We start from the raw sequence: 12,350 nt of genomic DNA, 5'->3' as shown, positions 1-12,350 counted from the left end.
AAGGAGCGCGCCGTGCTCCGTCCCCCGCATCAGGCGCTCGAGGAGCGCCCCCGCGCGCCCCGCCGCCGCCGAAGCCACCGCCCGGCGCGTCCAGGGATCGTCCGGCGCGGCCCGCGCGATCCGGGCGAGCGGCCCGAGCGCGCCGTCCGCCTCCCAGAATCCCAGGCAGAGCGCCGCCTGGAAACGCACCCGCGCGTCCGGGTCCTCCGCCCGCGCCGCCACGCGCTCCCGCACCGCCCCGCTCCACGACATGAAACGCTCCGCCAGCCGCAGGGCGTTTTCGCGCACCCGGGGATGCGGGTCCTCGAGAAAGCGAAGCACCAGATCGACATCCAGGCTCCGATGGCCCTCCAGAAGCCAGGCCGCATGAACGCGCGCGCGCGGGTCGGGAGACAGGGCCTTCTTCCGCAGCGGCCCCCACGCGTCCCGATCCTGACGCTCCAGAAGCAGACGGTGCGCCGTCCGGCGCGTCCAGGCGTTGGGGCTCTCCAGAAGCTCGACCTGCTCCGCCGTCGAAAGCGTCCCCGGCGCGCGCGGGGCCGCCGCCGGCCGCGCCGCGCCCTCGGGCACGATCCTCCAGATCCGGCCGTACGTGCGCGGATGGTCCCACTGGAAACGGGACTGAAGATCCTTGGGAACCCACTCCGGATGCTCCACTTCCGCGCGGTACATGTCCACGACGTAAAGCGCCCCGTCCGGCCCCTCCGCCAGCGACACGGGCCGGAACCAGGGATCGAGCGAGGCGAGAAATTCCGAGCCCTCGCGGGCCGGGCGCGATTCGAAACCGGCGCCCTGCGCGGAGACGATCTCCCTGTGGACGAGATTTCCGGTGGGCTCGCAGGTGAACGCGGCTCCGCGGTACGGCTCGGGCAGAAGATCGCCTCCGTAGATCCAGACGCCGCAGGCGGCCGTGAACGTTCCCGCGTGGGCCGCCGAGAGCGTCTTCTGCGGGCGGATCGGGTAGACGCGCGCGGCGCCCCCGGCGCCCTGGTTGTCCGTCCGGGGGGCGGGCGGCGGCATGTGGGGATTGCGGGCGAAATAGCGGTTCTCCATGACGATCGGGATGAGATGGTTGCGGTTCGTGCAGACGAACCGCCGCCCCCAGTCGTCGAAGGCGAGTCCGAACTGACCCATCCCCGCCGCGGGCTCATGCGTCGCGCGGACGAGATCGAAACGGAAGTCCATCCCGCCGATGTCCACCGCCGCGGCGTCCGGCCGGTCCGCCGGCCGGATCTTTCCGCCCCGCTGCCCGTTGGCCACATAGATCCAGTTGTCGAGCCCGAGCGTCGGAAAGCTCACCCGCAGCTGCGGGTTCTGCACGGCGAACCCCTCGTAGAGCGGCTCGCGCCGGTCGGCCCGCCCGTCGCCGTCCGTATCCTTGAGGTAAAGGATGTGCGGCGCGCAGGTGACGAGGACGCCGCCCTTCCAGGGAAGGACCCCGTTGGCCATGAGAAGGCCGTCGGCGAAAACGGTCGCGGTCTCGTAGCGCCCGTCTCGGTCCCGATCCTCCAGGAGTTTGATCCGGCCCTGCGGGGGCTTGTCCTTCTCGGGCACGGGATAGTCGAGCATCTCGACCACGTACAGGCGGGCGTGCTCGTCGAAGGCCATGGCCACGGGGCTTTCGACCGCCGGTTCCGCGGCCACGAGCTCCAGGCGCAGTCCCGGATCGAGGCGCGCGCGGCGCGCGGACTCCTCGGGGCTGAAGGGCGGGCTTTCCTTGTCCTGGGCCGCCAGCGCGGCGACGAGCGCAAGGAGCACGTTCATGGAGATCTCATCCTACCGAATCCGCCCGAGCGCCCTCAAGGCGCCCTCGAGAAGCTTCTGGCCGGCGTCGGGGGCGAGTTTGCTCGAGCGGGCCGTGCGCGGCTCGTACCCTCCCGCCACGAACGCCTGGGCGGTCGGGACGTACCCGATGTACTCGTTGGCGGTGCTCACGACCCACGTGAACTCGTGCGTCGAGGCGCGCTTGATCCTCAGGCCGTACTCGCAGAAGTATTCCGCGCCGTTCGTGGCGATGCCGAGCGGTCCTACGCGCAGTCCCTGCACCTCGGCCGCGAGGATCGGCGTCCGGGCGCGCTCCTCGGCGACCTTTCGGCGCTCTTCGGCGTAGAGCTCGTCCGGTCCGCTCCCCAGGCCGAACGGCGGATCTTCCGCCTGCGGGTCCGGGTCGGCGCGGATCGTCACGGGGACGGACTCGACCGTCGCGGCGGTCGTCGCGGTGTTCCGCCAGCTCAGGCGGCCCACCGTGCGGGCCGCTTCGGCGGCCAGCTTCATGCCCATGAGGTCGGCGTGCTCGGGGCCGAATTCCCGTCCCGGCGAGAGGTTGTCCACCTGCGTGACGTCGCCCGAAGCGCCGTTGAGGAAAACCACGGGGAGGTCCGGCCCGTAACGGGCGCGCAGATGGCGGCGGAGGCCCGCCACGTAGTCGGCGGAGAAGAGCGACCCTCCCACGACCGTGCAGTGGCAGGCGAAGTTGACGACGATTCCCGCGAGGCCCCCTCCGGGGCGCCGCGCGGCGAGGACGCCGACGTCGGGGTCGATGGGGCCGGCGGGGCGGACGATCCGGGCGTGGTGGGGAGTGCCCGGCTTTCCGGGGTGGGTGATCTCGCGGCCGTCGCGCATGAGAAAGCGGCGGTTGAACGAGATCGTTTCCTCGCGGCCGGTTCCGATCCCGATCTCGGCCGGCGCGCGGGTTTTCCAGGCGGCTTCGACCGCGGAAGCGATCTCGCGCGCGACGCGCTCGGCGTACGCGGGGTCGCGTTCGGTTCCGAAGCAGGAGACGAGCGGCCCTCCGGAATGGGTATGGCTGGCGGCTACGAGGACGTGCGTTGCCGGGATGGACGTGGCCTTTTCGATCCGTTCCCGCGCGGCCCGGACGGTGTCCTTGTCCACGAAAAGGGCGTCGAGGCCCACGATCGCCACCGGGGTGCGGCCGTCGGTGACCACGCAGGCGACGGCCAGGAGCGGATCGCGCACGCCCTTCGAGACGACGGGGCGGAAGCCTCCGGGGATGGCGGCCCCGACGGGGGGCGTGATGTCGGCCGTGCCGAAGCCGACTTCGAGCGAGCCGTCTTCGGCTTGAAGAGTCAGGGCCACGAGCAGCGCGGCGATCATGGGGCGATCTCCTTGACGAGGACGAAGGCGGCGAACTCGCCGGGGACCGGCAGGGAAAGGGGGCCGTCGGGAGCGCGGCCTTCGAGGACCGGGCGTCCGTGGAGGTTGCGCGGGTCCAGCAGGCGGAAGGGCGTCCCCGGCGGGAGGGACGCGCCCGCCTCGAGCGGGACGCCCGCCGCGCGGGAGCCGTTGAAGGCGGCCACGTGGGCGCGGGCGGGATCGTAGCGGTTGGGGATGAGGAACGCCCGCGCCGCCGGAAGTTCCCGGACGTTCCCTTCCGAGACGACGGTTTTGAAACGGACGATGGAGAGGTCGGCTCCGGCGATGAGATTGTCGCGCACTTCGACGTCCTCGTTTTCCGGGGCCGAGTAGCCGATGCGGAGGGGGACTCGGAAGAGGAAGTTGCGCCGCACGCGCAGGCCGCGGCTGGGGCGGCCGCCGCCCAGGAGCACGGGGCCGCGCTCCGCGGCGATGTTCTCCTCGACGAGGTAGTGATCGACCCACGCGCGGGAGGAGCCGTAGGCATGGAGGCTGTAGCCGCCGTCGAACCCGGCGCTCAGGATGCAGCCGGAGATGGTCTTGACCGGCTCGCGGTTCTGGGTGTAGATCGCGTGGCCGTGTCCGCGGTCGGGTCCCTGCCAGCCGTTTCCGTAGATGACGCAGCCGTGAAGTTCGCCGCCTTCGGCCGGGGCCCACCAGCCGACTCCGTTTCCGGGATTGTCGTGGATGAGAAGGTTGACGAAGACGAGGCCGCGGCCCGACCGGACGCTCAAGCCGTCGGAGAGCGGGAGGTCCGTGGGGTGGGAGCCCTTCTGGGCGCTGACGCGCCGTTCCGGGGGCAGGGTGCCCGCCAGCTCGAGATCCCAGATCCAGACGCCGGCGGCCGGGGCGGAGACGCGCAAACCGCCGTCGAGAATCGAGGCGCGTTCGCCGGGGACGGCGCGAACGTGGATGGGGGCCGCTTCCGTCCCCGCCAGGAGCACGTCGAAGGGGCCGCGGTAGGAGCCGCCGCGGACCCAGAGGACGTCGCCGGGGGCCAGCGCCCGGCGTCCGGCCAGGGCCGAGGCCAGGTCCCATGGGTCGGCGCGCGTGCCGGCGGCGTCGGGACGCCCGTCGGGGGCGGCGTAAAAATGCCGGGCGGCGGGGGCTCGGGGGACGCGGTGGGACCATGCGGCGCCGGGCGGCGGGGCGTCCTGAGGGGCGCTCAGAACCACGAGCAGCGCGGCGATCATGGGGCGGATCCTCCCGGCTACAGGCGGCGGATGGCCTCCCCGGCGGCGGCGAAGCCGGCCCCGAGGGCCGGCGCGCGAGGGCCGAGCGAGGACGGTTCGATCGACAGCCGGCGCGTGGAGTTGGGCAAGGCGAATTCGCGGAGCGCGGCGCGCAGGGGATCGAGGACGAGGTCGCCCGCGTCGAAGAAGCGGCCGCCGAGGACGAGGACCTCGGGGTTGAAGAGATTCACGGCCGCGGCCAGGCCCACGCCCAGGAACCTCGCCACGCGGGCCAGGAGGCGCGCCGCGAAGGAATCGCCTTCGCGCGCGGCGCGGACGAGCTTCTCGAAGGTGGCCGGGCGGGAATCGCCGAAGTGGACGCCCCGGGAGAGGTCCTGCGCGGCTTCCACGGCCGCCGCGCAGGTGGCCAGGGTCTCCAGGCACCCGCGGCTTCCGCAGTAGCACACGGGACCTTCCGGATCGATCGTGATGTGGCCGAGCTCGCCCGCGTTTCCGGAAGCCCCTTCGAGGACGCTCCCGTTGGCCACGACCCCGAGGGCGATGTTTTCGGCGACCTCGACGGCGAGAAGGTTCCGGGGTCCCCCGTGGGCGCGCCCGTCGGGGACGGAGCGCGGGGTGTACTCGGCCAGCGCGATCGCGGGGGCGTATCCGATGATCGAGGCGGGAACCCCCGTCCAGTCCTCCAGGAGCCGCCGCAGAGGGATGTTCTTCCATTCCGGGATGCGGGGGTACTGCAGGGAGATGCCGCGCTCGCGGTCCCACTGGCCGGGCACCGCGACCCCCACGCCCGCCAGGGGAGGCCCCGCGCGGCGCCGCCGAAGTCCTTCGAGGGCCTTCCGGAGCGGCTCGAGGACCCCTTCGACGCCGAGATTCCAGGACATGGGGACCTCGACCTCGTGGAGCGGCCGGCCGCAGAGATCGAGCGCGATCACGCGCGCGCGGGGCGCCAGCAGGCTGACGCCGAGGACGGTTCCGCGGTCGGGGTGGACCTCCAGGCCCTGGGCGGGCCGGCCCGCCGGCGAGGGCGGAAGAGGCACCTCGGCCAGGACGCGCCGGCGCACGAGGTCGCGCGTCAGGCGCGAGACCGTGGCCAGGCTCAGGCCCGTGCGCCGCGCCAGTTCCTGGCGGGTTACGGGCCCGCCGGGCCGCAAGGCCCCGAGAAGCTCCGCGCGGGCGCGGGAAGAGGACGCTCCGTTATTTTTCATCTGAAATTAATACGAGGTCCCGGGCGTACTTTTTTCGTCGAAATACTTTCGCTTGACAGGATGAGGAGGCGGGGTAGGCTGGCCTCGAAGGGTCGGCGGAAGGAGGAACCGATGAGCGAGCTGAGGATCGGCATCGTGGGGCTCGGCTGGGTGGCCGGGGCGCACCTGGAGACGTTCAAATCGGTCAAGGGCGCGCGGGTGACGGCGGTCTGTTCGCGGCGCAAGCTCGATCCGGCGGAGCTCGAGAAACGCTTCGGCCTCCCGCTTAAGGTCTACAACGACTACGACGCGATGCTGGCGGACCGGTCGATCGACGTGGTGGACATCTGCACCGAGCATCCGCTCCATCCGGCGCAGGCGATCGCCGCGGCGCGCGCGGGCAAGCATCTCGTGATCGAGAAGCCCGTGGCGCTCACCTGGAAGGATCTCAAGGCCGTGCGGGACGCGATCCAGAAGGCCCGGGTCAAGGCCTGCGTGTGCTTCGAGGTGCGCTTCAGCGCGCAGTTTCAGATGATCCGCTCGATCGTCGAGGAGGGCCTTCTTGGCCAGCTGCACTACGGCGAAGTGGATTACTATCACGGCATCGGGCCCTGGTACGGCCAGTTCCCCTGGAACGTCAAGAAGAGCTTCGGGGGTTCCAGCCTCCTGACGGCGGGCTGCCACGCGATGGACGCGCTCCTCATGCTCATGAACGACGAGGTCGAGGAGGTCACAAGCTACTCGACCCGTTCCCGGAGCCCCATTTTCAAGCCCTACGAGTACGACACCACGTCGGCGACGCTTCTGCGCTTCAAGGGCGGGGCGGTGGGGAAGGTGGCCTCGGTCGTGGACTGCCTGCAGCCGTACTACTTCCACACGCATCTCGTGGGAAGCGAAGGGAGCCTGCTCGACAACCGCATCCATTCCAACAAGATCAAGGGGCTCAACAAGGCCCAGTGGAGCACGCTTTCGACGCATCTGGTGGACTCGGGGGACGTCAAGGACCACCCCTACCAGCCGCAGTTTCAGGCGTTCGTGGACGCGACGCTGGCGGGCCGCAAAATGCCGCTGACCGATTTCGAGACGGCCTTCGAGAGCCACCGGGTGGTCTTGGCGGCGGATCTTTCGGCGGCGGAGGGGCGGCCGGTGAAGCTCTCGGAGCTCCGGTAGAAAGGATCGCGCCGTGCCGACCGTCCTGGCGGTGATGGCCCATCCGGACGACATCGAGATCACCTGCGCCGGGACGCTCATTCTGCTGCGCCGCGCGGGGTGGGAGGTCTGGATGGCCACGATGACGCCGGGGGATCTGGGGTCGGCCACCCTTCCGCCGCGGCGGATCGCGGCGGTGCGGCGGCGCGAGGCGGCGCGCTCGGCGGCCCTCCTGGGGGCGCGGTACGTGTGCCTGGGGTTTTCGGACCTCCGGATCCGCTTCGATGTCCCTTCCGTGCGGCGCGTGTGCGGCCTGCTCCGCGAGGCGCGTCCGGATCTCGTGATCTGTCCTTCGCCCTTCGACTACATGGCGGATCACACGGAGACGCCCCGGATCGTCCGGGAGGCGGCCTTCGCCTCCACGGTGCCCCACTGGAAGGCGGCGCTCCCCGGGCGGCGGCCGCCGCCGCCCTGCGGGCGCGTCCCCGCGCTCCTCTACGCGGACCCGATCGATCTCGTGGATGGCTTCGGCCGGCGCGTTCCGGCGCGGTACGTGGTGGACATCACCGACGCGATCGATCTCAAGGAGAAGATGCTCGCGGCGCACGCCTCGCAGCGGGAGTGGCTGCGGCGCCAGCACGGGGAGGACGAATACCTGGCCTGGATGCGCCGGCAGAGCGCCGCGCGCGCCCGCGACTTCGGCCGCCGCTCGGTCCGTTACGCGGAAGGATTTCTCCCCCATCTGGGCCACGCCTTTCCCGCCGAAGACGTCCTCACGGCGGCGCTCGGGCCGGGCCGGGTCCGCCGGCGACGGGGCGACGGGCCCGTCGGACCGATCTGAGGAAGGAGGACCTATGGCGTTCACGTACAGTCCGGCGAAGTTCATTCCGTTCCGCGACGTCGAGGCCTGCCGCCGCGTGCGCGCCATCCGGAAGGCCGACATCGCCCGGCATCCGAATCCCGCCTTCCGGATCGAGGTGATCGAGGACCGCACGGAGTTCTACGCGCGCTTCGCGCTCGACCTCGTGGCGCGGATCCGAAAGGCGGCCGAGGAGGGGAAAAGGTGCGTCCTCATCCTCCCCGTGGGGCCCGTGCCGCAGTACAAGATCGCGGCGGAGATGATCAACCGGCTGAATCTCTCCTGCCGGCACCTCGTGACCTTCAACATGGACGAGTACGCCGACGACGCCGGCGAAACCGCGCCGGCGGACTGGGAAGGCTCCTTCGCCACGGCGATGCGGCGGAATTTCTTCGGGCGCATCCGCCCGGATCTTCGCCCGCCGGAGTCCCAGATCCATTTCCCCACGCACCGCAACATCCAGGACTACTGGAAGATGATCGAGGACGCCGGCGGCGCCGACTGCTGCTACGGGGGAATCGGCTGGTGCGGGCACATCGCCTTCTGGGAATCCCACCTGGGGCTGGAATTCGGCGACGACCTGACTTCCTACAAGCGGGCGCACGGGCGGATCGTCGAGCTCCACCCGATGACGATCATGCAGAACGCGCTTCACACCTTTTCGAGCGACTGGTCCTGGGTGCCCCCGAAGGCGGCCACGATCGGGCCGCGGGAAATCCTGGCCGCGCGGGACCGGAGCTTCTGGCTGGACGGCGACTGCGGCGGGCCGGGGATGGCCTGGCAGCGCTTCATCGCGCGGCTGGTGGCCCACGGGCCGGTCAACACCCTCGTGCCGGGTTCGATCCTCCAGGAGACGAACTGCGGCTACCACATCCTCGGCAGCGTGGCCGAGGACGTGCGGATCGAGTTCGCGTAGGGCCGGCCCGTCATTTGGGCGCGCCTTCGGCCTTGGGGGGCGGGCGCTTGCGGATCGTGACCTGCTGTTTGATGACGTGCGAGGTGTTGTCGCGGTAGAAGTCCACCTTCGAGTCCACCTTCTTGGTGAAGGTCAACTCCTCCTTGCCCGACAGAAGATGGCCGGCCCGCGCGAAGGCGTACTCGCGCAGGTACGAGAAGTTGCCCGACAGGCGGTCGCCCCGCTCCGTGTTCTCCGGCGGCCGGACGATCGGGACCGTGACCGATCCGCGGACCGTGGCGGCGTTGGCGTTCAGGGAAACCACCTTGTATTCGATGAATTTGATTTCGGCCAGCCCCGCCGGCAGGGGCAGCGCGTCCGCCGGATCCTTCCAGGTCTGTCCCGCGCGGACGGAACCGGAGGGAAGCGGGGAGTGAAGGAAGATTTTGTCGAAGACCGAAGGGGTCCGCTGCGCCGGGACTCCGTTCCGAAGGACCAGGGTTTCGCCCCGGCGCGACGTGTCGAACGCGTAGTCCCCGTCGAAGAACTTGCGCATGTTCTCGGCCGCCTGCTCGGCGCCCGCGCGGGCGCCCGCGGCGGTCGGGGACTTGGGGTTGGGCTTCACCTGCGTGCGGACGTCGAGGGGTTTGCCCTCGCTGTAGACGGCGGTGACGGAGTAATCCTGCGTTCCCTGGGTCCAGGTGATTTTCTTGAGCGTGACGCCGAGGAGGCCCGGCGGATCGTCCTTGGGCGCAAGTTCCGCCTCGACCTCGCGCCGGTCGAAGATCTCGATGACGGCCCCGACGCCGGGCTCCTGCCGCCGCGTCTCCTGAAAGGTCCACTTGAGGTCGAACCGGTCGTCCGCGCCGAATTCCCACTTCATCTCGAGGGCGTCGTCCTGGGGAGCCAAGCCGGGAAGGAGAATCGCGAGGGCGGCCGCCGGAACGCGCATGGGCCCCTCCTCTGGACAAGGAACGAACCTCCCCAGTATACCGGCCGGGCCCGGGCGGGGCAAACCTCCGGACGCGGCCCGGTCAGGGCAACCGGCGGCCCGTGACGATCGTGATGTCGTCCGACTGTTCCCCGCCGCCCCGGTGGATTTCGATCTGTTCGACGATGTGGCGCAGGAGCTCGGCGGTGGGGCCGTCGCTTTCGGCCCGCAGGCGCCGGCGGAGGTGCTCCATGCCGAACTCCTTCTGTCCGGGCGCCATGGCCTCGTTGACTCCGTCGGTGATCAGGACGAAGCGGTCGCCGGGTTCGAGCGCGATGCGCTCCTCGCGCTGGGCGGTCGCGTAGGCCGGGGCGGGGAGCACGCCGAGGACCGGCCCCTTGGAGGGGTGGATCGTGGCGATCCGGGCGCGCGAGCGCCACACCACCAGCGGCAGATGCCCGGCGTTGGCCACGGTCAGCACGTGCGCCGCGGGGTCGAGCACGAGGTAGATGGCCGAAACGAACGTTCCCTTCTTGATCGTGGAAAGAAGAAGCCGGTTCACGTGCGCCAGGACTTCCGCGGGCGGAGCGGCGGGATCGGGCTGGATGCGCAGCATCGCGCGGCAGATCATGGTGAGGATCGCCGCCGCCGTCCCTTTCCCGGAAGCGTCCGCGATCGCGATGCCCCAGCGCCCTTCCGGAAGAGGAAGGAAATCGTAGAAGTCCCCGCTGACGTGCCGGGCGCCGCGGTAGAAAACCCCGAGATCGTACCCCGGGATGGAAGGAGGAGCGGCCGGAAGGAGCGCGCGCTGGTATTCCGCCCCCTGAGCCAGATCGGCCATCAGGGTTTCGAGTTCCGCCCGCCGCACCCGCGTGACGGACTCGGAGCCCGGCGATTTCGGAAGGGAGCCGGCCGCGTCCATCGTTGTCCCCGGTCTCCAAAGATTATACCGCGCCTCCGGCCGGACCCGCGTTATATTAGCCGTCGGAGGCGGAGCGGGATGATCGGCGTTCTCGGGGCTCTGGTCGCCGGCGCGCTGCAGGCGCCGGCGGAAAAGGCCGGACCGGAATTCACGCGGTTCGAGCTTTCCCGCGAGCGCGTCCGCCACCGCGTCGTCGCCGAGGCGACGCTCGCCAACCTTCTGGCCGTCGATCTCGACGGCGTTCGCGTCACGATCGCCTTCTACGACGGCGAGCGTGAGGTCCGCCGTTCTCCGACGGCCCACCTCGGCAAGATTTCCGCCGGCCGTTCGGCCGCGCTGACCCTGGAAACCGAGCAGGTCGAAAAGTTCGATCGGTTCGAGGTCCTGGTCGAAAGCGGCGACCGGCGGTTCGTTTACCGGGGGAGGGATCCCACCCGCTCTCCCGAGCTTCTTCGCGCGCCGCCGCCCCGGGTGGAGGTCGCTTCGCTGGCGGAAGAGCGGCCGTCGCGCTTTCCGGGCGCGGTGCGCGTGATCGCCGCCGTTCGAAATTCGGGGGTCACGCCGGCGCGCGAGCCGGATCTTGCCCTCGAGTTCCTGGACGCGGCCGGCCGCGCCGCGCGCGCCGTCCGGGTGCGCCTGGGGGCCGCGATCGAGCCTTCGTCCGAAGCGTCCTTCGAGGTGACCGTGCCGGACTGTCCCGAGTACGCCTCGGTTCGCGCCGCCGCCGCCTGCGCCGTGGGCGACGTGCCGATTCCTCCGGATCCGTTCCAGCGGCTCGCGGAGCTCGAGATCGGCCAGTGCCGCCTGGTGCGGATGACCGACGGAAGCGTGCGGGTGACGGGCATGATCCGGAACGGGCTCTCCGACGCGGTCCGGAAGGTCGTCGTGGCGTTTCGGGTGGGCGGGGTGGAGCATCCGCTGGCGCTGGAGGGCGCGCTGGCGCCCGGCGAGGTGCGCCCCTTCGAAGGGTGGGTGACCGGAGCCGGGGCGGTGGACGGATACACCTACACGGTGAGCTTCGAGCAGGCCCCGGCCGGCGCGGAGCCGGGCGCCGGCCGTCCCACGGCAAGATCCTTGGGGAGCCGGCGGATCGAAGCTCCGGGGGCGGCGGCGCCGCGCGCCACGGTGGCGCTGCGGGGGGTCGCCTGGATCCGTGCCGGCTCGGCGAAAGCGGATGTCGCGTTCGTGAAGCTTGCGGTCCGGGGTCCCGACGGGCGCGCGATTCATCCCTCCGGGACGCTTTCCTTTTCGGCACAGATCGGGGGCCGCGCTTCCCTTCGGGGAGTTCGGGAAATCCGCGAAGAGGCATGGGGCCGCGATGCGGAAGACCTCGCCGGTTCCGCGAAATCTTCCGACTTCGCGGCCTACGACCCGCTGACCGGCGAACTTTATGTGGGTCTGGTCCCTGTGGACCCCCCGGGAGCGCCCGTCAAGTTCGATATCCTCTTGAGGCTCGAGGGGTTCGGCGAGTGGGAATGGAAGGGGCTCCAGGCTCCTTTCCAGTCCGAAGCCCGAGGGCCGGATCGGAAGTAGCGCATTATCATACCGGGTTAAGTTTCTTTTTCGTCGGATTGTCCCTCAAAATCGTCGCTTTCCGATGGTTCCTACTCGGCGTGTCCGTGGCATACTTCTTGCTCTCCTTGGACAAGATTGAAACCGAATAGGAAACAAATGATGAAGCAGGCCCCCCGGATTCTGGTGTGCGACGACGACCGCACGATTCAGACGGTGATCCGCACGCTCCTGGAAGCGGAGGGATTCCGGGTTCTCACGGCGCGGAACGCTCTGGAGGGGATCGGCCTGGCCCGTCGCGAAAAACCCGACCTCATCCTCATGGATATTCTCATGCCCGATCTGGACGGAACGATGGCGTCGGACCTGCTCCGCGATATCCCCGAGTTCGCTTCGATTCCGGTCGTCTTTCTGTCGGCCCTGCCGCGGGAAGAGATCGTCGAACGGGTGCGCGAAACGGGCGCGGTGGGGTTCCTCGAAAAGCCGTTCCGGCGCCGACAGCTGCTGGAGGTCGTGAGCCGCTGGGCGGGCCAGCCGGCAACGGCGTAGATC

11 protein-coding genes are annotated in these 12,350 nt (G+C 70.2%); 5 read left to right on the top strand and 6 right to left on the bottom strand.

The genetic code is table 11. The features are described from left to right. From VNO22_03490 to VNO22_03475, 4 genes are all read right to left on the bottom strand, one after another. On the bottom strand, positions 1–1,764 hold a 1,764-nt coding region (locus VNO22_03490; GenBank protein HXG60415.1), incomplete at its 3' end, for a PVC-type heme-binding CxxCH protein. A gap of 12 nt (positions 1,765–1,776) precedes the next feature. Continuing rightward, a complete protein-coding gene (locus tag VNO22_03485; GenBank protein ID HXG60414.1) occupies positions 1,777–3,114 on the bottom strand; it encodes a hypothetical protein in 1,338 nt (445 codons plus the stop codon). Further along, complete coding sequence (locus tag VNO22_03480) at positions 3,111–4,346, bottom strand: hypothetical protein (GenBank protein ID HXG60413.1); 1,236 nt, start codon at positions 4,344–4,346, stop codon at positions 3,111–3,113. The genes VNO22_03485 and VNO22_03480 overlap by 4 nt, the downstream gene beginning before the upstream one ends. Positions 4,347–4,363: 17 nt before the next feature. Beyond that, positions 4,364–5,551, bottom strand: coding sequence for an ROK family transcriptional regulator (locus VNO22_03475; protein ID HXG60412.1), 1,188 nt, complete (start codon positions 5,549–5,551; stop codon positions 4,364–4,366). A gap of 111 nt (positions 5,552–5,662) precedes the next feature. On the opposite strand from VNO22_03475, the gene VNO22_03470 reads away from it, so the two are divergent. From VNO22_03470 to VNO22_03460, 3 genes are read left to right on the top strand one after another with little or no spacing between them, the layout of a single operon-like run. Then, complete coding sequence (locus VNO22_03470; protein ID HXG60411.1) at positions 5,663–6,700, top strand: Gfo/Idh/MocA family oxidoreductase; 1,038 nt, start codon at positions 5,663–5,665, stop codon at positions 6,698–6,700. Positions 6,701–6,713: 13 nt separating this feature from the next. Beyond that, positions 6,714–7,520: a PIG-L family deacetylase gene (locus VNO22_03465; GenBank protein ID HXG60410.1), complete on the top strand. Its 807-nt coding sequence runs from the start codon at positions 6,714–6,716 to the stop codon at positions 7,518–7,520. A 13-nt stretch (positions 7,521–7,533) separates the two neighbouring features. After that, the gene (locus tag VNO22_03460) at positions 7,534–8,454 is read left to right on the top strand and encodes a hypothetical protein (GenBank protein HXG60409.1); all 921 of its coding nucleotides are present in this window, start codon (positions 7,534–7,536) and stop codon (positions 8,452–8,454) included. A 10-nt stretch (positions 8,455–8,464) separates the two neighbouring features. Here VNO22_03460 and VNO22_03455 read toward each other — a convergent pair whose 3' ends face one another. Together VNO22_03455 and VNO22_03450 are read right to left on the bottom strand one after the other, a co-directional pair. After that, complete coding sequence (locus VNO22_03455; GenBank protein ID HXG60408.1) at positions 8,465–9,385, bottom strand: hypothetical protein; 921 nt, start codon at positions 9,383–9,385, stop codon at positions 8,465–8,467. Positions 9,386–9,467: 82 nt separating this feature from the next. After that, positions 9,468–10,286, bottom strand: a complete 819-nt coding sequence (locus VNO22_03450; GenBank protein HXG60407.1) for a PP2C family protein-serine/threonine phosphatase — start codon at positions 10,284–10,286, stop codon at positions 9,468–9,470. 78 nt (positions 10,287–10,364) lie between these two features. Between VNO22_03450 and VNO22_03445 the strand changes: the two genes are divergently transcribed. Then, entirely contained in the window at positions 10,365–11,819 is a 1,455-nt protein-coding gene (locus VNO22_03445) for a hypothetical protein (GenBank protein ID HXG60406.1), read from the top strand. Between the two features lie 138 nt (positions 11,820–11,957). Beyond that, entirely contained in the window at positions 11,958–12,347 is a 390-nt protein-coding gene (locus VNO22_03440) for a response regulator (GenBank protein ID HXG60405.1), read from the top strand. Positions 12,348–12,350: the final 3 nt, after the last annotated feature.

This window comes from Planctomycetota bacterium (assembly GCA_035574235.1).
Lineage (GTDB): Bacteria > Planctomycetota > MHYJ01 > MHYJ01 > JACPRB01 > DATLZA01.
Note: the sequence above shows the minus strand (reverse complement) of the source record. Positions and strands in the feature narration are given on the sequence as shown.